The following is a 22,271-nucleotide window of genomic DNA, read 5'->3' on the forward strand; positions in this document are numbered from 1 at the left end:
GGGTCGGCGACCGACGTAACCGGCAACCGGCTGGCCGGCCTCAGTGCGAGATGCGTCCCATGCGGCCGGCCTGGTAGTCGAGCACGGCCTGGCGGATCTCGTCTTCGGTGTTCATCACGAACGGGCCGTAGCGCACCACCGGCTCGTTGAGCGGCAGTCCGCCGATCAGCAGCACTTCGACCGGCTCCGTGGCGTCGGCGGGCGCGGCGATCGTCACGGTCTCGCCGTCGCCGGCGAAGGCCACCATATGCTGCGCGTCGATCGGCTCAGCGTGGTCGCCGTACAGCGCCTTGCCCGCGAGACCGTAGGCGAACACGTTCCAGGCGTGCGGCACCGGCTGCTCGACGCGCGCGCCGGGCGCGAGCGTGAAGTGCAGATAGAGGATCGGCGTGCGCGTTTCGATCGCGGCTTGCGCGCCGAGCGATTCACCCGCGATCACCTTGACCGTGGCCTTGCCGTCCGCCGAGCGCCCTTGCGGAATGCTCGCGTGCGGCATTTCCTGATAGCGCGGCGCGATCATCTTGTCGCGCGCAGGCAGGTTCACCCACAGCTGCAGGCCGTGCATGCGGCCGCCCGTGCGCGTGAACTCGGGGTCGGGCATCTCGCTGTGGATCACGCCCGCACCGGCCGTCATCCACTGGACGTCGCCCGGATTCAGCGTGCCCGACTGCCCCGACGAATCCTTGTGGCCGAAGCGGCCCGCGAGCATGTACGTGACCGTCTCGAAGCCGCGATGCGGATGGTCGGGCGCGCCCTTGGCGGCGCCGGGCGCGTAGTCGGTGGGCCCCATTTCGTCGAGCAGCAGAAACGGGTCGAAATCCATCAACTGACGGGTGGGGAACGGGCGGTGGACGATGAATCCCCCGCCCTCGGTGGTGCGAACCGCGGGAAAGACGCGTTCGATCGAGCGGATGGCCGGCATGGATATCACCTCGGAAAAATGGGAATTGCGCGATATGCGAAACAAACCGCTATTATAGGTAGCCGATTTGGCCTGTTTGACCGCCTGATCGCAATGGATTGTCCCATCGCTGGAACGACGACATGAAAATCGATTCGCACAACCTGAACGACCTGATGTATTTCTCGCAGGTGGTGGAGCACGGCGGATTCTCGGCGGCCGAACGGGTGCTCGGCATATCGAAGTCGCGCCTGTCGCGGCGCGTGAGTGAGCTGGAGTCGTCGCTCGGCGTGCGTCTGTTGCAGCGCTCCACGCGCAAGCTCGCGCTGACGGAGGCGGGCGAACTGTTCTATCAGCACTGCCGCGCCATGCTCGCCGAAGCGCAGGCCGCCGTGAACGTCGTGCAGTCGCTGCGTTCCTCGCCGCGCGGCACGGTGCGCGTGAGCGTGCCGGTCACGCTGTCGCAGACCATCTTTTCGCAGATCATTCCCGAATTCATGCATCGCTATCCGGAAGTACGGGTGGTGATGCGCGTGACGAATCGCGTGATCGATCTGTTCGAGGATTCGGTCGATATCGCCTTGCGCGTGCGCTCGGAACCGCCGCAGAACGCCAACATCGTGGTGCGTCCGCTGTGGCGCACGGAGCAGATGCTGGTGGGCGCACCGAGCCTGCTCGCGCAGAACGCGCCGCCGCTCACGCCCGACGATCTGTCCCGCTTCGAGACGCTCGACACGCCCACCAGCGACGGCCGTCACGTGTTTCATCTGATCGCGCCGGACGGCACGCGCCACGCGCACGAACACGAGCCGCGCCTCATCAGCGCCGACCTCACGACGATCCGCGAAGCCGCGTTGCAGGGCCTCGGCATCGCCGCGATGCCGGAGATGATGTACGGCGCCGCGCTGCGCTCGGGCAAGCTCTCGCCGGTGATGCCGGGCTGGACGCTGCCGGTGCCGCAGCTTTATGCGGTGTTTCTCTCGCGTCAGGGCATGGTGCCCGCAGTGCGCGCGTTCGTCGATTACCTCGTCGAAGTGCTCGACGCCGACAAGAGTCTTCAGCAGGAATGTCCGCTTCGCAGCGAGATCGCCGCGCTCGCCGCGCAGAATCAGGCGGGGCAGGCCATTCAGGGACCCAGCAGTTCGCTCTCGACCGGCGGCCTGCCGCGCACGAAGTCGCCGAGCAATATCGAAACGGCTTGAGGCGCGCGACGCCTTAAGGCGATCGAAGCTTTGCGAACTTCCGCGCGCGTGTCACGTCTTTGCCTTTTGGCATTTAAGCGCGGCCGGCAATCGTTACTTTCAATGGGCGAAGTCTTGAAGGCGTGCGGCGAGAGGCATATATTGAAGCCGTCTCGCCAAGCACCGGTCTTGAGCGGGATTCGATGGCCGCTATCATAGTGGGCCTTCAGGGCTGAACGCGCAGTCCGTGTCGACCACGGCAGTCGCATGTGCCGATGTGAACCGATCGAATGTCGGGGAGTGTCGCCACCGCCCGAATGCGCCGCGTGCGCACGAAAAAAGGCCTTCATCTGACGATGAAGGCCTTTTACTTTTGAGCCCTGAAAACAAGGCCCGAAAACAAAAACGCGCGGCTAACTGCGCCGCGCGTTCCGGGTTTCGTTCCGTCTTGCGACGATGCGAAGATCAACGCATCAGTGATGCGCCGGATCGGTCACGAAACCGAGCTTCGTCAGACCGCCGCTCTGCGCGGCCGACATCACCTGCGCAACCTTTTCGTATTGCACCTTGCGATCGGCGTTCAGATGCAGTTCGGGCTGCGGTTGCTGCTGCGCGGCGGCCGCAATCTTCGCCGTGAGCTGGTCGTCGCTCACGACGTTGCCGTCCCACAACACCGTGCCGTCCGCTTCGATCGATACGTTGATCTGCGCGGGCTTCGTGTCTTCCTTCACGCTGCTCGCGTGCGGGAGGTCGATCTTCACGGCGTGACGGATCACGGGGATCGTCACCATGAAAACGATCAGGAGAACCAGCATGACGTCGACGAGCGGCGTCATGTTGATCTCGTTCATCAGGCCATCGTCGTCGTCGCTGGCAAAGGGGCTCATCGCCATGTTTGCTGCCTCCGCGAATTAGTGGCTGCGTGCGGCGACGCGCAGGTTGCCGTTCTTCGCCGTGGTCGACGACAGGCGCGCGCCCGTCACGAAGAAAGCGTGCAGGCCGTGAGCGAAGCGGTTGAGCTTCGTGACGATCGTCTTGTTGGCGCGCGTGAGCGCGTTGTAGCCGAGCACCGCCGGAATCGCCACGAACAGGCCGAACGCCGTCATGATCAGCGCTTCGCCGACCGGACCCGCGACCGCGTCGATCGAGGTCTGGCCCGTCGCGCCGATCGTCAGCAGGGCGTGATAGATGCCCCACACCGTACCGAACAGGCCGACGAACGGCGCCGTGCTGCCGATCGAGGCGAGGATCGCGAGGCCGCTTTGCATCTTCGCGACCGACTCGTCCATCGTGTCCTTCAGGCAGCGCGTGACCCAGTCCGACACGTCCATGCGGTCATGCAGATGCGGTTGCGTCTGGTGATGGTGATCGGCGGCTTCCTGGCCCGAGAGCGCCAGCGCGAGGAACGGGTTGTCCTCCGGCGTGCCGGTGCCGAGCTTCTTCACGCCGTCGGCGAGGTCGTCCGAGTGCCAGAACTGCTGCTCGGCGTTCTTCGTGAGGCGCTTGAGGCGCGCGACGTTCCAGCCCTTGATGACGATCACGCACCACGACAGCACCGACATGATCAACAGCGCGAGCGCGATGCCGCGTGTGACGAAATCCCCTTGCGCCCAAACGTGGGCGATACCGTAGCTCTGCATGCTTTTTTCCTTGATTCGATGCGTTAAACGTTGTGATTCTCATTCAGACGGATGGCGCGGCCGATACACCGGGCGCCGTCAATCGTCGAGGGTGAAACCGAAAGGCTGCGTGTAGGCGGCGCGCACGGGCTGGCCGTCCTCCAGGTACGGCTTGCACGAGCTGTCGCGCATGGCGCCCATCGCGGCGTCGTCGAGACGGCTGTAGCCGCTGCTCTTCTTCAGTTCGATATTCTCGATCTTTCCGGTCAAGCCCACCACGAAGTGGACATAGGCCGTGCCGGTTTCGCCCCGGCGGCGCGAGAGCGTCGGGTAGTCGGGCTTGACGATGTTGCACTCCAGGTGCGACACGTTCTTCGGCGCCGTCAGGGCCATGGTCGGCTTGCCGACCGCGGGCGCGGCCTGAGCGGCCGGAGCCGGCGGCGTCGGCGCGGGTGGCGCAGGCTGTGACGGAGCGGGCGTTTCCACGACGTGCTGCGAGGGCGCGTCGGCGACCGGCAGCGGCGGAGTGGGCGTGGGCTTCGGCTTGGGCTGGACCTTGGGCTTTTCGCGCTTGACCGGCACCGGTTTGGGCGGCGGCGGGGTGGGCGTGGACTGGATCGCGGCGGGTGCGGCAACCGGTTCGGGCTTGATCAGCTCGGCGGTGATCGTTTGCGATTCGAGCGCGACCGGCGTGACGGCGTCGCGTTTCATGAGCACGACGGCGATGAGCGCGGCGTGAAGCGCGATGACGATCGCGCTCGCGGTCACGACCCGGCGGTTCGTGCGGACGGCGGGATACGAAAGCGCGCTGGCGGTGGTTTGGGTAGCCTGCATATTAGCGTTGCCGCCCGGATGACGACGGCGCGCAGGCTGGGCAACGCGTCGCTACAGGCAGCTTTATGGGCGAAAAATCAACAGCGAGATGCACACGGTGGTCACGAATCCGATCAGCAATTCCATAGCGGGCATCCTCCGGGAAAAAGGAAACAGGCGCTAGCTGGCTGGTCAAGAAACTGGCTTGCTGTCGGCGGTAAGCGCTCGATGATCGAGCGATGAAGCAAGGCGCGCGCGAGCTGCGGGCGCGCGCCCGTCAAGCTGTTCAGGCTGCCTTGCGCTCGTAGAACGTCATCGGCACCACGTGCGGGACGACGGCCACCTGCGGGCGGGTCACGCCGCAGCGGCTTGCACAGACGCCGCTTTGCGCCATCACGTCGCGCACGGATTCTTCGCACTTGCCGCAGCAGGTCGCGACGCCAAGCTCGAATTGCAGCTCGTCGAAAGAGTCCATGCCTTCGGCAATCGAGGCACGAATCGTCCGGTCGGAGACGGACTTGCACACGCAAACAATCATGATGGAGCGCAATAGAAAGAGTTAATGCGAATTATTATCATTATGTTTGGATCGTTTGGCAAGCATGCGCAGGGAATTTTTGTAACGAAACTCAGGGCTTAGCAGAGAAATGGCTGCTCAGGATCAAGGGTGCGATCCGCCCGGCGGTCGGCGAATCGGGGTGCGATGCGTGTCAAGCGACAGACGGATGGCGGGAAAGCCGTGCCTGGTGGGCGTCGCGGCGCGAGGGGTTAAAGCGTCGCGATGAGGGACCCATCAGCGCGAGCGATGATTGTTCGTCCGGAAAAGGGGCGCGATCTGCGCGAAAATTTTTTGGACGGACGCAGCGCGGGCGGCGAAATGCCGGCATCGACCCTGTCGTTGATAGGGAGATTGAGGTTGGCCGAGGCGGCCAAGGCGATTCAGGCCGCGTCGGGTTCCAGTTCGCGCGTGCGGCGCGACGGAATGCTCACGCATTCCACCTGCGACTCGATGCCGAGCAGCGCGGCCGCGAGCTTGCGCAGGTGCGTGCCGTCGTTCGTCGAGCAAAACCGTGCGGTGGGACTCGCGGACTCGTGCGCGTGCGCGTCGGCGCGCAGACCGTGCTGGTCGAGCACGCGGTCGAGCTGGCGCGCGATGGCCACGCTCGTATCGACGAGCGTCATGCGTTCGCCGACGATCGAGCGAATAGCCGCGTCGAGAAAGGGGTAGTGCGTGCAGCCGAGCACGAGCGTGTCCGCGCCCGCGTCGAGCATGGGCTCGACGTAGCCGCGCAACAGTTGCAGCAGTTCGGGCGAGTCGACGTCGCAGCACTCGACCGCTTCCACCAGGCCATAGCCCGGCTGGCTCAGCACGCGCAGGTCGGCGGCATGGCGCTCGACCAGCGCCTGGAAGCGCGCGCTGCGCAAGGTGACCGGCGTGGCCAGCACGCCGGCGACGCGCGAACGCGACAACTGCGCGGCAGGCTTGATGCCCGGCTCCACGCCCACGAGCGGAATCGGCAGGCGCGCGCGCACGAATTCGATGGACTGCGCCGTGGCGGTGTTGCAGGCCACCACGAGCGCCTTGGCTCCCTGCGCGACCAGCCATTCGCCGATCGCGAGCGTGCGGTCGGCGATGAAGTCGTCGTCGCGCTGGCCGTAGGGCGCATAGCGCGAATCGGCCACGTAGACGAGCCGTTCGGCGGGCAGCAGCGCGCGCACGGCGCGCAGCACCGAGAGGCCGCCCAGACCGGAATCGAAGATGCCGATGGGCGCGGCGCGAGTGGAAGCCGGAAGGTTCAAGTGCGTCGGGAAACCGGAAAAGAAACAGGGCTCGCGGACGGCGTGACTGGACAGAGCAGCCGCGCCGCGCTCGGGGGCCGCACCCGCAATCGCTGCGGATGCGCCGCGTGAGCCCGGGCGATCAGGATTCTACCGAACCCATCATCGTTTGCTGATAGTTCTGCAGGCCGACCTTGTCGATCAGGTCGATTTGCGTTTCGAGCCAGTCGATGTGCTCTTCGGTGTCGTCGAGAATCTTCGTGAAGATTTCACGCGAAATGAAATCGCGAACCGATTCGCAATAAACAATCGCTTCCTTACACGTCGACTGCGAAATCTGTTCGAGTTTCAGATCGCATTCGAGGATTTCCTTGGTCTCTTCGCCGATCAGTAGCTTGTGCAGATCCTGGAGATTGGGCAGGCCGTCGAGCATGAAAATGCGCTCGATAAGCCAGTCGGCGTGCTTCATTTCGCCGATCGATTCGTCGTATTCATGCTTGCCGAGTTTTTCGAGACCCCAGTGCTTGTACATGCGCGCATGCAGAAAATACTGGTTGATCGCGGTGAGCTCATTCTTGAGTTGCGCGTTCAAATACTCGATGACTTTTTTATCGCCTTGCATGATCTTTCCTTCCTTGTGGGGCGTGGGTTTTCAAACACTGGTTCGAACAATAAACGCTCAATACGCAAATGCCAAGGCCGAATCCCGGCTGAAATCAAACACTTGCTTGTGCTGAGAATTAATCTCGTTACGTTTTGCGTCGTCCAAAACAAAAACCGGGGCGTAAGCCCCGGTTTTCAGTTTTCGGTGTGAAACCGAATCATACACATCATGCGGTCGCGACGGGGATTTTCCCGATCTTCGCCTGCCATTCCGCCGGGCCGGTCTTATGCACCGAGGTACCCGACGAATCGACGGCGACCGTCACCGGCATGTCGAGCACGTCGAATTCATAAATAGCTTCCATGCCGAGGTCCTCGAACGCAACGACCTTCGAGCCGCGGATCGCCTTCGACACGAGGTAGGCGGCGCCGCCCACGGCCATCAGGTACGCGGCCTTGTGCTTCTGGATCGCCTCGATCGCGACCGGACCGCGCTCGGCCTTGCCCACCATCGAGATGAGGCCCGTCTGCGAGAGCATCAGTTCGGTGAACTTGTCCATGCGCGTGGCCGTCGTGGGACCTGCCGGGCCGACGACTTCGTCGCGCACCGGATCGACCGGGCCGACGTAGTAGATCACGCGGTTCTTGAAATCGACCGGCAGCTTTTCGCCCTTGGCGAGCATGTCGGCGATGCGCTTGTGCGCCGCGTCGCGGCCCGTGAGCATCTTGCCCGACAGCAGCAGCGTCTGGCCCGGCTTCCACGACGCGACTTCTTCCGGCGTAAGCGTGTTCAGGTCGACGCGCTTGCTGGTTTCCGTGTTCGGCTCCCAGTTGACCTTCGGCCAGGCGTCGAGCGAGGGCGCTTCCAGCTTTGCCGGACCCGAGCCGTCGAGCACGAAGTGCGCGTGGCGCGTGGCCGCGCAGTTCGGGATCATCGCGACCGGCTTCGAGGCCGCGTGCGTCGGTGCGGCGTGAATCTTCACGTCGAGCACGGTGGCGAGACCGCCCAGACCCTGCGCGCCGATGCCGAGCGCGTTGACCTTCTCGTGCAGTTCGACGCGCAGTTCTTCGATCCAGTCCTTCGGTCCGCGCTTGATGATGTCCTGAATGTCGATGGACTCCATCAGCGATTCCTTCGCCATCAGCATCGCCTTTTCAGCGGTGCCGCCGATGCCGATGCCGAGCATGCCCGGCGGGCACCAGCCCGCGCCCATCGTCGGCACGGTCTTGAGCACCCAGTCGACGATCGAGTCGGACGGGTTGAGCATGACGAACTTCGACTTGTTTTCCGAGCCGCCGCCCTTGGCCGCGACCTGCACGTCGACCTTGTCGCCCGGCACGATCTCGTAGTGGATCACGGCCGGCGTGTTGTCCTTCGTGTTCTTGCGGCCGCCTTCGGGCGGCGACACGATCGATGCGCGCAGGACGTTGTCCGGGTTCAGGTAACCGCGGCGCACGCCTTCGTTGATCATGTCGGTGACGCCCATCGTCGCGCCATCCCAGCGCACGTCCATGCCGACCTTCACGAAGATCGTGACGATGCCGGTGTCCTGGCAGATCGGACGGCGGCCTTCGGCGCACATGCGGCTGTTGGTGAGGATCTGCGCGATCGCGTCCTTCGCTGCCGGGCTCTCTTCGAGCTCGTAGGCGCGGCCGAGCGCTTCGATGTAATCCTGCGGATGGTAGTAGCTGATGTACTGGAGCGAATCCGCGATGCTCTGGATCAGGTCTTCCTGCTTGATGACGGTCATGGCTAGCTTCTGTGGGGACAGGGGTGTTTCGAATTGTGGCCTGGCGCGCCGGTATTACTCCGGCGTCGCCGTGTCGCGCACGACACGCTCCGGCACCGGATGGCGCGCGGCGAGGTCGTGGTAATGCTCGGGATGCGTGTGCGTCGTGATGCGGTCGATCCACGCCATCACGAGCGCCGAGAGCAGGAAGGCGATGTGGATCGCCACCTGCCAGATCACGGTGCGCTCGGAAACGGCGTCGGGATTGATGAAGGTTTTCAGCAGATGAATCGACGAAATGCTGATGAGCGCCATCGCGAGCTTCACCTTGAGCACGCCGGCGTTCACATGATCGAGCCATTCGGGTTCGTCGGGGTGGCCTTCGAGGCCCATGCGCGAGACGAAGGTCTCGTAGCCGCCGACAATCACCATGATGAGCAGATTCGAGATCATCACCACGTCGATCAGGCCCAGCACGGCCAGCATGATGCTGGTTTCGTCGAGCGACATCGCGTGCGTGACGAGATGCCAGACTTCCTTGATGAACAGTACGCAATAGACCGTCTGCCCGACGATCAGGCCGAGGTACAGCGGCACCTGCAGCCAGCGGCTCATGAAGATGATGCTGGGCAGCAAACGCATGCGGCGGCGGGACGGCGGCTGGGGACGAGCGGCGGACATGTGCGTTGTGGGTCGCGATGATCGTGGGAACCGGACGAATCACCCGCAGCAGGCCGCGGCGGGTGATTCTGACGATTCGGGCAGGGCCGCGACGGCGTGCGCCGCGCGCGCTGGCACGTTTTTCACGTTTGCGCGCTGCGCCGCAATGCCGCAGGGGCCGGGCGGGCGCTATTGTAACGCGTCGGCGGCGCGCATCGCCGGGATGCGGGCAGACAAACTTTCAGAATTCTTACGTCAGAACAGGGCCGCAGCGCGCTGAAGCCCGCCGGGCGCGGCCCGCACGAGACTTCACGCGCCTTCACGACGCCACGGGCGGCAGCCGTTTCGTCTTGACGCTCGCGAGCGCGATGCCCGCGACCACGCAGGCGAGCGCGACGCCGTGCGCGGGCGTCGGCCGCTCGCCGAGGAAGACCATGCCGTAGACCGCGGCGGCCACCGGCAGCACCGCCGTGAACACGCCCGCGATGCTGCCCGGCACGTGACGGATGCCCATCATCCAGAGCACGAACGAGAACACGCTCGCCGACAGCCCGTACCAGACCACGAGGCCCCAGACACTGGCGGGCACGCTCGCGTAGTCGAACGAGAACGCGCCGGCCAGCCCCACGGGCAGCATCAGCAGAAAGCCGAACAGATGCGTGTACGCGCAGATTTCGAGCGGCGCGAGCGTTTGCGTGAGACGGCGCGAGAGGATCACGTAGAGCGATTCGCAGCACACCGCGCCGAGCACCATCAGATTGCCCGCGAGCGAGCCGGGATTGTGCGAGCCGGCGTCCGTGTGCGCGAGATTGACCACGGCGATGCCCGCGATCGCGAGCGCGATGGACGCGAAGGCGCGCGCGTCGGGACGCTCGCGCAGGAACAGCCAGGCGAACAGCGCGACCACGGCCGGGATCGTGCTCGTGATGACGCCCGCGGCCACCGCGCTGGTGCGATGCACGCCGCCGAGCATCAGCAGCGTAAACCCGAATGTACCGAAGAGGGCCTGAAGGAACAGATTGATCCATTCGTCGCGCTTCACGCGGCGCATGCGCGAGAGACGCAGCAGGGGCCAGAGCACCGCGAGCGCGATCACGAAGCGCAGCAGCGCGAACAGCGGGACCGGCAAAAATGCGACGATCGACTTGCCGATGCCGACGTTGCTGCCCACCAGCAGCATGGCGGCGACGAGGAAAAATGAATAGCGGTTCAAGCTGGAATCCGGGCGCTGAGATCAGTTAGCATTCTAAATGCCCGCTTAATGCCTCGCCAGGGTGACCGGCGAAGGCGCTCGAGCGCCGCGGGGCGTGCCGCCTTGGGGCAAACCCCTGCGCCGCACGCGAGCGCACGTAAGTAGCGGGTAAGTTGTCGCGCTTAACCTTTGAGCGCATGGGTCTTGCCGCACGGGTCTTGCCGCACGGGTTTTGCCGCATGGGTCTTGCGCGCGGACCCGTGCAGACCGCCAGGCGCCAGGCGCATGTGCTTCGCACCATCGAGCGGCAAAGTAAACAACGCGCCGTCGCGCGCCCGCGCAAATCCGGGCGGCAGCGCGGCGGCACACGGAGACGGCGCGCGCGGGCATCCACGATGCCGCGCGCGTCCACGAGTTTGACGTTTCATCTTCACCAAGGGGTTGTCGATGTCTGCGATTGAATCGGTTCTTCAGGAACATCGTGTGTTTGCGCCGACCGCGCAAACGGTGGCGGACGCTACGGTGTCCGGCATGGAAGCCTACAAGGCGCTGTGCGCCGAGGCCGACCGCGATTACGAGGGTTTCTGGGCGCGCCTCGCGCGCGAAACGCTGACCTGGCAAAAGCCCTTCACGAAGGTGCTCGACGAGTCGAAGGCGCCGTTCTACACCTGGTTCGAGGACGGCGAGCTCAACGCCTCGTACAACAGTCTCGACCGTCACGTGGAAGCGGGCAACGGCGAGCGCGTCGCCATCGTCTTCGAAGCCGACGACGGCACCGTCACCAACATCACGTATCAAGATCTGCTCTCGCGCGTCTCGCGCTTCGCGAACGCGCTCAAAAAGCGCGGCGTGAAGAAGGGCGACCGCGTGGTCATCTACATGCCGATGTCGGTCGAAGGCGTGGTGGCCATGCAGGCCTGCGCGCGCATCGGTGCGACGCACTCGGTGGTGTTCGGCGGCTTCTCGTCGAAGTCGCTCAACGAACGCATGGTCGACGTGGGCGCGGTCGCGCTCATCACCGCCGACGAGCAGATGCGCGGCGGCAAGGCGCTGCCGCTGAAGAATATCGCCGACGAAGCCATCGCGATGGGCGGCTGCGAAGCGGTGCAGACCGTGATCGTCTACCAGCGCACGGGCGGCAAGGTCGCGTGGCACGAAGGCCGCGACCTCTGGATGCACGAAGTCTCCGCGGCCGAGAGCGACGTCTGCGCGCCGGAACCCGTCGGCGCGGAACACCCGCTTTTCATCCTCTATACGTCGGGCTCGACGGGCAAGCCCAAGGGCGTGCAGCACAGCACCGGCGGCTATCTGCTGTGGGCCGCGCAGTCGATGAAGTGGACCTTCGACTGGAAGCCGAGCGACGTGTTCTGGTGTACCGCCGACATCGGCTGGATCACGGGCCACAGCTATATCGCCTACGGCCCGCTCACGATCGGCGCGACCCAGGTCGTGTTCGAAGGCGTGCCCACCTACCCGAACGCGGGCCGCTTCTGGGACATGATCGCGCGCCATAAGGTCAGCGTGTTCTACACGGCGCCCACGGCCATCCGCTCGCTGATCAAGGCCGCGGAAGCCGACGCCAAGGTGCATCCGAAGAGCTATGACCTGTCGTCGCTGCGCATCCTCGGCACGGTCGGCGAGCCGATCAATCCGGAAGCGTGGATGTGGTACTACGAGAACGTGGGCGGCAAGCGCTGCCCGATCGTCGACACCTGGTGGCAGACCGAAACCGGCGGCCACATGATCACGCCGCTGCCGGGCGCCACGCCGCTCGTGCCGGGTTCGTGCACGCTGCCGCTGCCGGGCATCATGGCCGCGATCGTCGACGAAACCGGCCAGGACGTGCCGAACGGGCAGGGCGGCATTCTGGTCGTCAAGCGCCCGTGGCCGTCGATGATCCGCAACGTCTGGGGCCAGCCCGAGCGCTACAAGTCGGGCTATTTCCCCGAGGAACTGGGCGGCCGCCTGTACCTCGCCGGCGACGGCAGCGTGCGCGACAAGGAAACCGGCTACTTCACGATCATGGGCCGCATCGACGACGTGCTGAACGTCTCGGGCCACCGTCTGGGCACGATGGAAATCGAGTCGGCGCTGGTGGCGAATCCGCTCGTGGCCGAAGCCGCCGTGGTGGGCCGCCCGGACGACACGACCGGCGAAGCCGTGGTGGCGTTCGTGGTGCTCAAGGCCGACCGTCCGCAAGGCGACGCCGCCGTGAAGCTCGCGAACGAGCTGCGCGCGTGGGTGGGCAAGGAGATCGGGCCGATCGCCAAGCCCAAGGACATCCGCTTCGGCGAAAACCTGCCGAAGACGCGCTCGGGCAAGATCATGCGCCGCCTGCTGCGCTCGCTCGCGAAGGGCGAGGCGATCACGCAGGACGTGTCCACGCTGGAGAATCCCGCGATTCTCGACCAGCTCGGCGAGTCGTTGTAATCCCGGCCGGAGCGCGCGGCGGCCTGCGTCACAGGGCCGCCGCGCGCCTCCCGAGGTTGCCCCCAATTGCCGGTCATGCGCCTTTTTGCTACACAGGCGCATGGCCGCGCCACACACCACCCCTCCGAACCCCGTCAATCCCTTGCCTGAACCGCCCGCGGTGAGCGAGGCGATGGCGCACGCGCATCGGCGCTACTGGCGCTTCAATCTCGCGCTGATCGCCGTGCTCATGACGATCGGCTTCGCGGTCTCGTTCGTCGCGCCGCTGTTCGCGCACGCGCTCGACGGCCTGCGCTTCGCCGGCTTCAGCCTGCCGTTCTACCTCGGCGCGCAAGGGGCGATATTGATCTACGTGGCGCTCGTGGTCGTGTATATCGTGCTGATGCAGCGCGCCGACCGCGTGCTTCAAGCCGCGCGCGAAGCCGACATGGCGATCCGTCAGGCCAGCCAGGCGCCGCAACGATGAAGCTCGCGCATCGGCTCATCCGCTCCTACGCGCTCTATACGCTCGGCTTTCTCGCATTCGTCTTCGTGATGGGGCGCATCGAGCGCGCGACGGGGCCGGGCATGTGGATCGGCTACGTGTTCCTGTTCGTGCCGATCGCCGTCTACGCCGTGATCGGGCTGCTGTCGCGCACCTCGGATCTGGTCGAATACTACGTCGCGGGACGGCGCGTGCCCTCGGTCTTCAACGGCATGGCGACGGCGGCCGACTGGCTCTCGGCGGCGTCGTTCATCGGCCTCGCGGGCTCGCTCTACGCGACCGGCTACGACGGCCTCGCGTACCTGATGGGCTGGACCGGCGGCTACTGCCTCGTCGCCTTCCTGCTCGCGCCGTACGTGCGCAAGCTCGCGCGCTACACCATCGCCGATTTCCTCGGCACGCGTTTTTCGAGCAACCTGGTGCGCGCACTCGCCGTGCTCGCGACGATCCTGTGCTCGTTCGTCTATCTCGTCGCGCAGATCCAGGGCGTGGGCCTGATCGCGGTGCGCTTCATCGGCGTGGACTTCGCTATCGGCATCTTCTGCGGCCTCGCGGGCATCCTCGTGTGCTCGTTTCTCGGCGGCATGCGCGCGGTTACCTGGACGCAGGTCGCGCAATACATCATCCTGATCGCGGCGATCCTGATTCCCGTCTCGCTGATCGCGCATCGCGACGGACTCGGCTGGGTGCCGCAGCTCGACTACGGCAACGTGATGCAGCGCGTGGAAGCGCTCGAACGCGATGTGCGCGCGTCGAGCGCCGAGGCCAACGTGCGCGACGAATACGAGCGGCGCGCAGCGCTGTGGCAGTCGCGGCTCGATGCGCTGCCGGGTTCGTACGTCGAGGAGAAAACGCGTCTCGTCGCGGCGCTGGTCGATCTGCGCCGCCATAACGGCCCGCTGCGCGACATCGATTCGCTCGAACGCGAAGTCGCCCGTTTCCCGCGCGACGTCGAGGCGGCGCGCGCGGCGTGGACGCGCGAGCGCGACGACCTGCTTGCACTCGCGACGCCGCCCGTGCCGATGCACGAAGCGTTTCCCGCGGAAAGCGACGAGGCGCGGCGCGTGCATCAGCGCAATTTTCTTTCGCTGCTGCTGTGTCTTTCGCTGGGGACCGCGAGCTTGCCGCACATTCTCACGCGCTATAACACGACGACTTCGGTGGCGTCGGCGCGGCGCTCGGTGGGCTGGACGCTGTTCTTCGTCGCGCTGTTTTATCTGACCGTGCCGGTGCTGGCGGTGCTGATGAAGTACGAGATTCTTTCGCATCTCGTGGGGCAACATTTTTCGGATCTGCCGCATTGGGTGATGCAGTGGCGGCGCGTGGAGCCGTCGATGATCAGCGTGAGCGACGTGAACGGCGACGGCATCGTGCATTGGGGCGACATTCGAATGCAGGCCGATATGGTCGTGCTCGCGGCGCCGGAGATCGCGGGGCTGCCGTATGTGATGTCGGGGCTGATAGCGTCGGGCGCGCTCGCGGCGGCGCTGTCGACCGCGGATGGTTTGCTGCTCACGATTTCCAACGTGCTCTCGCACGATGTGTATTACCACATGGTCGATCCGAATGCGTCGAGTCAACGACGCGTGACGATGTCGAAGATTCTGCTGCTGGGCGTGGCGTTGTTTGCTTCGTGGGTCGCTTCGTTGAATGCGGGGAATATTCTGTTTCTCGTGGGCGCGGCGTTTTCGCTGGCGGCGTCGAGTCTGTTTCCGGTGCTCGTGCTCGGCGTGTTCTGGAAGCGCACGACGCGCCTCGGCGCCGTGGCGGGGATGATCGCGGGGCTTGTCGTGTGCGTGTATTACATCGTGTCGACGTATCCGTTTTTCACGCAACTTACCGGGTTCGAAGGGGCGCGTTGGTTTGGTATCGATGCGATTTCTTCTGGTGTGTTTGGGGTGCCGGCGGGGTTTCTGGTGGCGATCGTTGTGAGTCTTTTCGATCGGAAACCGGATGAGTATATGGTCGCGTTGGTGGACTATATTCGGCATCCTTAATAATGAGTGCGCGCCGAAAGGGTGACGCAGCGTTTCAGCTTCAGGTCGTGCCGGCTTGCATGGGATGCAGGTCGCCGCAAAGCGTTTCAAGCGCGCGTCGCTTGCCCGCCACCTCCGCTTCATGCAGCAGCAGACCGACGAACTGCGAGCACACTAACCCGAAGCGCTCGGAGACCAGCCGCCGCGGTCCAAAGAGCGAATGCAGCCGGTAGCGCACCTTGTAATCGTAGGTCGCTTGCGCGAGCAAGGTTTCCACCGCATCGGGATTGCCAGCGAGCGCCGGATGTCGGGCGACGATCGAGCGTTCAAGACTGTAGGCGTCGCGAACGTCTGCCCATTGGCGAAATGTCACCCCTTTCCTGGGCATTGCGTCCGCGATGAGCCCGCCACTCAGCACGACGGCGACATGCGTGAATCGCGGTCGGGCGAATCGCGCGACGGATTGAATGGCAAGATTCGCGACGCTGCCGCAAGTCAGGCTGCGTGGGCGCAGTAGCAGGACGTCGCCGGGCTTGACGGGTGTGAGGCGCACGCTGGTGTGGTGGGTCATCGAGGGTTCCCGCTTTTTCATTCTCGTGCGTGGATCCGCCGTGGATAGATTCAAGGCCCCGAAAAACAAAAACCCCGCAAGTCCTTGAACTTACGGGGTTTTGAGAATCTGTCCTGGCGGAGAGAGGGGGATTCGAACCCCCGATAGGCTATTAACCTATACACGCTTTCCAGGCGTGCGACTTAAACCGCTCATCCATCTCTCCGGCGGGACGCGAATTATAGCAGAGTCTGGGCGCCGGGGGGAGGGCGTTGCTGGAGCGTCGAAATTGGGCCTTTGCCAAACCCTCGCCAAACCCCTTAAACAATCGCCGCCTTCCGGCCGCCGCCCACTACAAAGCATCGAAGAATTGCATCGTTCCGCGCCCTGCCTTCATTCCGTATCGTTTTTTGCTCCGATTGCACGCTCCACCTCAGCCAGCCACCGCAAAACGAAGCACCAAAACGGCGGAGCCCGCATCATGATTCAGATCGTGCACGCGGGCGTCGGCTGCAACTACACGTCGCTGACGCTCGCCGTCGTCGGCATCCGTCACAAGTTCTAAAGCTGAGCCCACACGCGCGCGGAAGAGGCGCTCTGCAGACACCCAGCGCTTCGTCGATAATGCATCGTCGATTCTTTGAGGAGTCCGCGCGTGAAGGTCAGTGAAGCCGTCAACAGTCGCAAGTCGGTGCGTCAGTTCTTGCCCGATCCCGTCGATCCCCAACTGATGCGCACGGTGCTCGCCACCGCGTCGCGCGCGCCGTCGGGCGGCAATCTGCAACCGTGGCACATCCACGTGGTGGGCGGCGAGCGGCTCGCGACGTTCAAGTCGATCATGGCCGCGCGCATCGCCGAGGCGCCCGAGGGCGAGCGCGGCGAATACGATGTGTATCCGCGCGAACTCACGCCGCCGTATCGCGACCGGCGCTATCAGGTCGGCGAAGATCTGTATCGCAGCATCGGCATTGCGCGCGACGACCGGCCGGGCAGGCTGCGCCAGTTCGCGCGCAATTTCGCGTTCTTCGACGCGCCGCTCGCGCTCTTTTGCAGCGTCGACCGGCAGATGGGACCGCCGCAATGGTCCGATCTCGGCATGTTCCTGCAAACGGTCATGCTGCTGTTGCGCGAAGCCGGCTTGCATAGCTGCCCGCAAGAATGCTGGGCGCGCTATGCACAGACGGTCGGCGAATTTCTGGTGCTGCCGGACGAGCGCATGCTGTTCAGCGGCATGGCGATCGGCTATGAGGATGTCGCGGCGCCGATCAATCAGTGGCGTTCGGCGCGCGTGCCACTCGAAGCGTTTGCGCAATTCGACGGCATCTGACGATCTCGCCGCCGCGAACCGCGTTTTAAGCTATTTGAAAGCTGGTTGCGTCACATCGTGACGCATTGCTTTACAGCGCCGCGCGAATGCGCGCGGCGACGGCTTCCAGTTCTGCCTTGTCGGCCATGTCGCGCGCGTGCATGCGCAGTTCCTCGCCGTTGCGGCGCGGAATCAGATGGAAATGCACATGCGGCACGGTCTGGCCGGCAGCCGCGCCGTTGAACTGCGCGATCATCAGGCCGTCGGGCGTGAGTGCCTTGCGCAGCGCCGCGGCCAGCGTGTGCACCATCGCCATCGCCGCGCTCAGCGCTTCGGGCGACAGTTCGTAAATCTCTTCCGCGCCTTCCTTCGGCAACACCAGCACGTGGCCTTCCGACTGCGGCATCACGTCCATGATCGCGACGGCGGCGTCGTTTTCGGCCAGCTTGATGGAAGGAATTTCGCCGCGCAGCAGCTTCGCGAAGATGTTGTTGGTGTCGTATGCCATGGGTTGTCCTCGGGTTATTGCCTGGGTTTTCCTGCGTGATTGCTGGAGGCTTTCAGGCGGCTGTCGCAGCCGCAGCGGTCGATTATCGCCTGGCCGGGTGACGAAAGCGGTGTGTCGGTGTCCCTGCACTTTTTTTGAAGCGGGTGCATCATAGAGGTTCTCGCAGCGAGCGCGACGACGAAGTCTTGATAGCAACCTCTTGCATGTGGCCGGAGCGAGGCGCAGGGCGCCAGTGCCGGTCTTGACGGAGCACGTATGGCAACGACCGATCTCGAAGCAGCCCAACCCGCCCGCGAGGCCACCGGTTCGGGGGCCTGGCGATTTGCATCCCAACTCCTCGCGCGCGCCGACGTCAAGATGAACGGCACGCGCCCCTGGGACATGCGCATCCACGACAACCAGGTGCCCGAGCGGGTGCTGGCGTTCGGCAATCTGGGCCTCGGCGAAGCCTATATGGATGGCCAGTGGGATTGCGAACAACTCGACGAGTTCTTCGCACATGTGTTGCGGGCGCATCTGGATGATCAGATCGATCCCGCGCGCCTCGTCTTCCACGCGCTCCGGGCGCGCCTCATGAACCGCCAGACCGTGCGTCGCGCATGGAAGGTCGGTCAGCAGCACTACGATATCGGCAATGCGTTTTACGAGGCCATGCTCGACAAGCGCATGACCTACACCTGCGGTTACTGGTCGGGCGGCGCGAAAACGCTCGAAGAAGCGCAGGAAGCGAAGCTCGACATGATTTGCCGCAAGCTTGGCTTGCAGCCGGGCATGCGTCTGCTCGACATCGGCTGCGGCTGGGGCAGTCTCATGAAGTTCGCCGCCGAGCACTACGGCGTTGCATGCGTGGGCGTGACCATTTCGAAGGAGCAGGCCGCGCTGGGCGCCGCGCGCTGCGAAGGGCTGCCGGTCGAGTTTCGCCTGCAGGACTATCGTCTGCTCGACGAGAAGTTCGATCGCATCGCCAGCGTGGGCATGTTCGAGCACGTCGGGCCGAAAAACTACCGCACGTATATGGAAGTCGCGCATCGTTGTCTCGACAGCGAAGGCCTCTTCCTGCTGCACACGATCGGCAAGAACCGGCGCGACACCACGCCCGATCCGTGGATCGACAAATACATTTTCCCGAACGGCGAATTGCCGACCATCGGCCAGGTCGCCGATGCATCGGGCGGTTTGTTCGTCACCGAAGATCTGCATAATTTCGGCGCCGATTACGACCGCACGCTAATGGCATGGCACGCGAATTTCGAAGCCGCGTGGCCGCGTTTCGAAGCCGAAATGGGCCAGCGTTTCTATCGCATGTGGCGTTACTACCTGCTGTCGTGCGCGGGCGCGTTCCGTGCGCGCGATATTCAGCTCTGGCAATTCGTGCTGTCGAAAAATGGTCGGGTGGGCGGTTACGTGCGGCCTGAAATGCCGTCGGCGGAATAATCGAATGAAAAAAGGCCTTGAAACAAGGCCTTTTTTAATGCCGTCGCCTGATAAGTCATAACCGCGTGCGCGTTCATGGAATGCGCGACGCGGTTTTTTATTGCTCGCGCGTTTAGCGCATGACGGCCGCGACCGTTGCGATGCCGAGTATCGTCATCAGCACGGAAGCGCAGACGTGAATGACGATCTCGCCCGCCGCCCAGCCAAAGCGGCCGTTTTGCAGATGCGAAACCACTTCGGCGGAGAAGGTCGAAAAGGTCGAGAGGCCGCCCATGCAGCCGGTGATGACGAACAGACGCCATTGCGGCGAGACCTCGGGCAAACGCATGAACGCGGCGACCGCCACGCCAATGACGTAACCGGCGATCACATTGGACGCCAGCGTGCCGAGCGGCAACGAAGGAAACAGCGCGTTCAGCCGCAGGCCGAGCACCCAGCGCAGCAGCGAACCGAGCGCGCCGCCAATACCGACGGCGAGTATGGACAGATACATGTCAGGGGTCGTGGTGAGCGCAATGAAAGGCGCACACGGCTGGCGGCGAACGGTCTGTGCCGGCTGCCGGCGCGCTCCGGCCTGGACCCCGAAAGTGTAGCATCGCGCCGCAGGGCAGCAGGCGCTGCGCTGCGCGGCGCGATGTGCGACTTGATGCGATGCTGCGCTTACACCATCACGCGAGTCCGCCGTTGGCGCGCAGCGTCTGGCCGTCGACCCAACCGCTGTCCGGCCCGGCGAGGAACGACACGACCGAGGCGATGTCCTCCGGCTGGCCGAGGCGTTCGAGCGGCGGCAGGCTCGCGAAATGGCGGATCTGCTCCTCGGTCTTGCCTTCAAGGAAGAGGGCGGTGGCAACCGGTCCCGGCGCGACGGCGTTGACCGTGATGCCGCGCCCGCGCAATTCCTTCGCGAACACGCGCGTGAGCGCTTCGACCGCATTCTTGGTGGCGTTGTAAATGCCGTATCCCGGCAGATTCAGCGCGAGCGCCGTCGTCGAAAAGTTGATGATGCGCCCGCCGTTCGCGAGTTTCGTGGCGGCTTCGCGCATCGTGTTCAGCGTGCCGCGCACGTTGATGTCGAACATCTCGTCGTAGAGCGCGTCGGTCGAATCGGCGAGCGTGACCACCTTCATCACGCCCGCATTGTTGACGAGCACCGTGGGTTGGCCGAGTTGCGCGATGGTCGTGTCGAACAGCGCGCGCACTTCGTCGGCCTTCGCGATATTGGCTTTCACGGCGATGGCGCGACCGCCCGCCGCCGTGATGGTGGCGACCAGCGCTTCGGCCTCGCGCGCGCTCGACGCATAGTTGACGACGACCGCGTGGCCGTCGCGCGCCAGCCGCTCGGCCACGGCGGCGCCGATGCCGCGCGACGCGCCGGTCACGATCGCCACGCCGCGCGTGCCGCTGTTTGAGGTCGTGGTTGCGTTGCTCATGCTCGATCTCCTTTCGATGGATGTCCGCCGCAGCGGGAATGGAGTCGATCATGCGGGAATTCGCGCCGCCGGTCATTGCGCGGCGGCGGGTTTCATCATTCCATTTCGATTAACAATCGATCGAGGGCGGACGCAGGTTAGCGAACGTATTTCATATCGTCACGTGCGCCTGCGAAGACGCTCAATACGCGATGCAGACCGATTTCGTCTCGGTGTACGCATCGATGATCGCGCGGCCATGTTCGCGTCCGATCCCCGACGACTTGAACCCGCCGAACGGCAGCGCGGGATCGACCATGTTGTGCGTATTCACCCAAACGGTGCCCGCCTGCACGGCATCGACCACGCGCATCGCGCGATCGAGCTGATTGGTCCACACGCTCGCGCCCAACCCGTATTCCGAGGCGTTGGCGGCGTCGATCGCTTCTTCCACGTCGTCGTAGGGCATCGCCACGAGCACCGGGCCGAAGACCTCTTCGCGCACGACGGTCAGCGCACGATTGCCGGCGTTCGCGATCACGGTCGGTTCGACGAAAAAGCCCGCGCGCTGAGCGTCGCCGCCGCCTGCGAGAATCTCGCCGCCTTCCGCGCGGCCCTGCGCGATCATGGCCGCCACCTTGTCGCGATGACGCGCCGAAACCATCGGCCCCATCTGCGTGGCCGCCTCGAAGCCGGAGCCGAGCACCGTGTTGCGCGCGACGTCCGCAATGCCGCCGACGATCTCGTCGAAGCGCGCGCGCGGCACGTAGAGCCGCGAGCCCGCCGTGCAGACCTGGCCGTGATTGAAGAAGATCGCGCCCGCCGCGCCTTCGATCGCGCGCTGCGTATCGCAGTCGTCGAGCACGATCACGGGGCTCTTGCCGCCGAGTTCGAGCGAAACGCGCTTCAGATCGCTCGCGCATTGCTTGCCGATGATGCGGCCCACTTCGGTCGAGCCGGTGAACGTGACCTTGTCGACGTGCGGATGGCGCACGAGTGCTGCGCCCGCCGTCTCGCCCTGGCCGGTGACGACGTTGAACACGCCCGGCGGAAAGCCCGCTTCGTGCGCGAGTTCGGCGAGACGGATCGCGGTGAGCGGCGTTTCCTCCGCGGGTTTGAGCACGACGGTGCAGCCGCACGCGAGCGCGGGCGCGATCTTCCACACGGCCATCAGCAGCGGAAAATTCCACGGCACGATGGCGGCGACCACGCCCGCGGGCACGCGACGCGTGGAGGCGTTGTAGCGCACGCCCAGCGGAAACGCGAGCGAGAGATCGACCGTGCTGCCTTCGATCTTGGTCGCCCAGCCCGCCATGTAACGCAGCCATTGCACGCTGCCGCCCACTTCCAGCATTTTCGAAAAGCCCAGCAATTTGCCTTGATTGAGCGTTTCGAGCGCGGCGAGTTCGTCGCCGTTCTGCTCGACGAGATCGGCGAGCTTGAGCAGCAGACGCTCGCGCGCGGCGGGCGGCAGGCGTCGCCACGTATCGGCTTCGAAGGCGCGGCGCGCGGCGCTCACGGCTGCGTCGATGTCGGCGTCGCCGGCGTCGGGCACCTGCGCGATTTCATGGCCGGTGGCCGGATTGAACACGGCGAAATGGCGGCCGTTGCCGCTCTCGACAAAGCGTCCGTCAACGAACATCTGCGTGCGGATCGTGTGTGTGAAATCCTGGCGGTCCATCTTGTCTCCTTGATT

Annotated in this window: 22 protein-coding genes and 1 tRNA gene; 7 read left to right on the forward strand and 16 right to left on the reverse strand. The window is 64.6% G+C overall.

The window, feature by feature from the left end:
• Nucleotides 1-40: 40 nt before the first annotated feature.
• Entirely contained in the window at nt 41-922 is an 882-nt protein-coding gene (locus SB764_RS17125) for a pirin family protein (protein WP_065061377.1), read from the reverse strand.
• 122 nt (nt 923-1,044) lie between these two features.
• Between SB764_RS17125 and SB764_RS17130 the strand changes: the two genes are divergently transcribed.
• Entirely contained in the window at nt 1,045-2,103 is a 1,059-nt protein-coding gene (locus SB764_RS17130) for a LysR family transcriptional regulator (RefSeq protein WP_065061378.1), read from the forward strand.
• A gap of 452 nt (nt 2,104-2,555) precedes the next feature.
• Here the strand turns inward: SB764_RS17130 and SB764_RS17135 are convergent, their stop codons facing one another.
• From SB764_RS17135 to SB764_RS17175, 9 genes are all read right to left on the reverse strand, one after another.
• Complete coding sequence (locus SB764_RS17135; protein ID WP_065061379.1) at nt 2,556-2,975, reverse strand: ExbD/TolR family protein; 420 nt, start codon at nt 2,973-2,975, stop codon at nt 2,556-2,558.
• Nucleotides 2,976-2,993: 18 nt separating this feature from the next.
• On the reverse strand, nt 2,994-3,722 hold the full coding sequence (locus tag SB764_RS17140) for a MotA/TolQ/ExbB proton channel family protein (protein ID WP_074986410.1): 729 nt from the start codon (nt 3,720-3,722) through the stop codon (nt 2,994-2,996).
• A gap of 78 nt (nt 3,723-3,800) precedes the next feature.
• Nucleotides 3,801-4,535 carry an energy transducer TonB gene (locus tag SB764_RS17145; RefSeq protein ID WP_065061381.1) on the reverse strand — a complete coding sequence of 245 codons (735 nt, stop codon included), beginning with the start codon at nt 4,533-4,535 and terminating at the stop codon, nt 3,801-3,803.
• A gap of 265 nt (nt 4,536-4,800) precedes the next feature.
• Complete coding sequence (locus SB764_RS17150; protein WP_065061382.1) at nt 4,801-5,052, reverse strand: bacterioferritin-associated ferredoxin; 252 nt, start codon at nt 5,050-5,052, stop codon at nt 4,801-4,803.
• 401 nt (nt 5,053-5,453) lie between these two features.
• On the reverse strand, nt 5,454-6,314 hold the full coding sequence (gene murI, locus SB764_RS17155; protein WP_065061383.1) for a glutamate racemase: 861 nt from the start codon (nt 6,312-6,314) through the stop codon (nt 5,454-5,456).
• 121 nt (nt 6,315-6,435) lie between these two features.
• Nucleotides 6,436-6,915: a bacterioferritin gene (gene bfr, locus SB764_RS17160; protein ID WP_065061384.1), complete on the reverse strand. Its 480-nt coding sequence runs from the start codon at nt 6,913-6,915 to the stop codon at nt 6,436-6,438.
• A 208-nt stretch (nt 6,916-7,123) separates the two neighbouring features.
• Nucleotides 7,124-8,647, reverse strand: coding sequence for a fumarate hydratase (locus SB764_RS17165; protein ID WP_065061385.1), 1,524 nt, complete (start codon nt 8,645-8,647; stop codon nt 7,124-7,126).
• A gap of 54 nt (nt 8,648-8,701) precedes the next feature.
• The gene (locus tag SB764_RS17170) at nt 8,702-9,307 is read right to left on the reverse strand and encodes a TIGR00645 family protein (RefSeq protein WP_074986405.1); all 606 of its coding nucleotides are present in this window, start codon (nt 9,305-9,307) and stop codon (nt 8,702-8,704) included.
• Nucleotides 9,308-9,605: 298 nt separating this feature from the next.
• The gene (locus tag SB764_RS17175) at nt 9,606-10,499 is read right to left on the reverse strand and encodes a DMT family transporter (RefSeq protein WP_110328372.1); all 894 of its coding nucleotides are present in this window, start codon (nt 10,497-10,499) and stop codon (nt 9,606-9,608) included.
• Between the two features lie 426 nt (nt 10,500-10,925).
• Here SB764_RS17175 and acs point away from each other — a divergent pair, with 426 nt between their 5' ends.
• The 3 genes from acs (at nt 10,926) to SB764_RS17190 (ending at nt 15,389) form a co-directional block, all read left to right on the forward strand.
• Nucleotides 10,926-12,908, forward strand: coding sequence for an acetate--CoA ligase (gene acs / locus SB764_RS17180; RefSeq protein WP_410864140.1), 1,983 nt, complete (start codon nt 10,926-10,928; stop codon nt 12,906-12,908).
• Between the two features lie 100 nt (nt 12,909-13,008).
• On the forward strand, nt 13,009-13,374 hold the full coding sequence (locus tag SB764_RS17185) for a DUF4212 domain-containing protein (protein ID WP_065061389.1): 366 nt from the start codon (nt 13,009-13,011) through the stop codon (nt 13,372-13,374).
• On the forward strand, nt 13,371-15,389 hold the full coding sequence (locus SB764_RS17190; protein ID WP_065061390.1) for a sodium:solute symporter family protein: 2,019 nt from the start codon (nt 13,371-13,373) through the stop codon (nt 15,387-15,389). The genes SB764_RS17185 and SB764_RS17190 overlap by 4 nt, the downstream gene beginning before the upstream one ends.
• Nucleotides 15,390-15,429: 40 nt before the next feature.
• On the opposite strand, the gene SB764_RS17195 is transcribed toward SB764_RS17190, so the two are convergent.
• Both SB764_RS17195 and SB764_RS17200 read right to left on the reverse strand, forming a co-directional pair.
• Complete coding sequence (locus SB764_RS17195) at nt 15,430-15,939, reverse strand: hypothetical protein (RefSeq protein WP_124260856.1); 510 nt, start codon at nt 15,937-15,939, stop codon at nt 15,430-15,432.
• A gap of 114 nt (nt 15,940-16,053) precedes the next feature.
• Nucleotides 16,054-16,144: transfer RNA gene (locus SB764_RS17200), tRNA-Ser, on the reverse strand.
• Nucleotides 16,145-16,207: 63 nt separating this feature from the next.
• Here SB764_RS17200 and SB764_RS17205 point away from each other — a divergent pair.
• Both SB764_RS17205 and SB764_RS17210 read left to right on the forward strand, forming a co-directional pair.
• Nucleotides 16,208-16,483 (forward strand): hypothetical protein, encoded by a 276-nt coding sequence (locus SB764_RS17205; protein WP_321902935.1) that lies wholly within the window; start codon nt 16,208-16,210, stop codon nt 16,481-16,483.
• Between the two features lie 90 nt (nt 16,484-16,573).
• On the forward strand, nt 16,574-17,245 hold the full coding sequence (locus SB764_RS17210; protein WP_065061133.1) for a nitroreductase: 672 nt from the start codon (nt 16,574-16,576) through the stop codon (nt 17,243-17,245).
• A gap of 70 nt (nt 17,246-17,315) precedes the next feature.
• Here SB764_RS17210 and SB764_RS17215 read toward each other — a convergent pair whose 3' ends face one another.
• Nucleotides 17,316-17,732 (reverse strand): HIT family protein, encoded by a 417-nt coding sequence (locus SB764_RS17215; protein WP_065061134.1) that lies wholly within the window; start codon nt 17,730-17,732, stop codon nt 17,316-17,318.
• 255 nt (nt 17,733-17,987) lie between these two features.
• Between SB764_RS17215 and cfa the strand changes: the two genes are divergently transcribed.
• Nucleotides 17,988-19,166 (forward strand): cyclopropane fatty acyl phospholipid synthase, encoded by a 1,179-nt coding sequence (gene cfa, locus SB764_RS17220; RefSeq protein WP_065061135.1) that lies wholly within the window; start codon nt 17,988-17,990, stop codon nt 19,164-19,166.
• A 112-nt stretch (nt 19,167-19,278) separates the two neighbouring features.
• On the opposite strand, the gene crcB is transcribed toward cfa, so the two are convergent.
• The 3 genes from crcB to styD all read right to left on the reverse strand — a co-directional run bounded on the left by crcB (nt 19,279) and on the right by styD (nt 22,256).
• Nucleotides 19,279-19,659 (reverse strand): fluoride efflux transporter CrcB, encoded by a 381-nt coding sequence (gene crcB, locus SB764_RS17225; RefSeq protein WP_065061136.1) that lies wholly within the window; start codon nt 19,657-19,659, stop codon nt 19,279-19,281.
• A 175-nt stretch (nt 19,660-19,834) separates the two neighbouring features.
• Nucleotides 19,835-20,596 carry an SDR family oxidoreductase gene (locus SB764_RS17230; RefSeq protein ID WP_065061137.1) on the reverse strand — a complete coding sequence of 254 codons (762 nt, stop codon included), beginning with the start codon at nt 20,594-20,596 and terminating at the stop codon, nt 19,835-19,837.
• Nucleotides 20,597-20,777: 181 nt separating this feature from the next.
• Nucleotides 20,778-22,256: a phenylacetaldehyde dehydrogenase StyD gene (gene styD, locus SB764_RS17235; RefSeq protein ID WP_410864144.1), complete on the reverse strand. Its 1,479-nt coding sequence runs from the start codon at nt 22,254-22,256 to the stop codon at nt 20,778-20,780.
• Nucleotides 22,257-22,271 lie beyond the last annotated feature (15 nt).

It is taken from the genome of Paraburkholderia sp. SIMBA_027 (genome assembly GCF_046535315.1).
In the GTDB taxonomy this organism is placed as follows: Bacteria; Pseudomonadota; Gammaproteobacteria; order Burkholderiales; family Burkholderiaceae; genus Paraburkholderia; species Paraburkholderia tropica.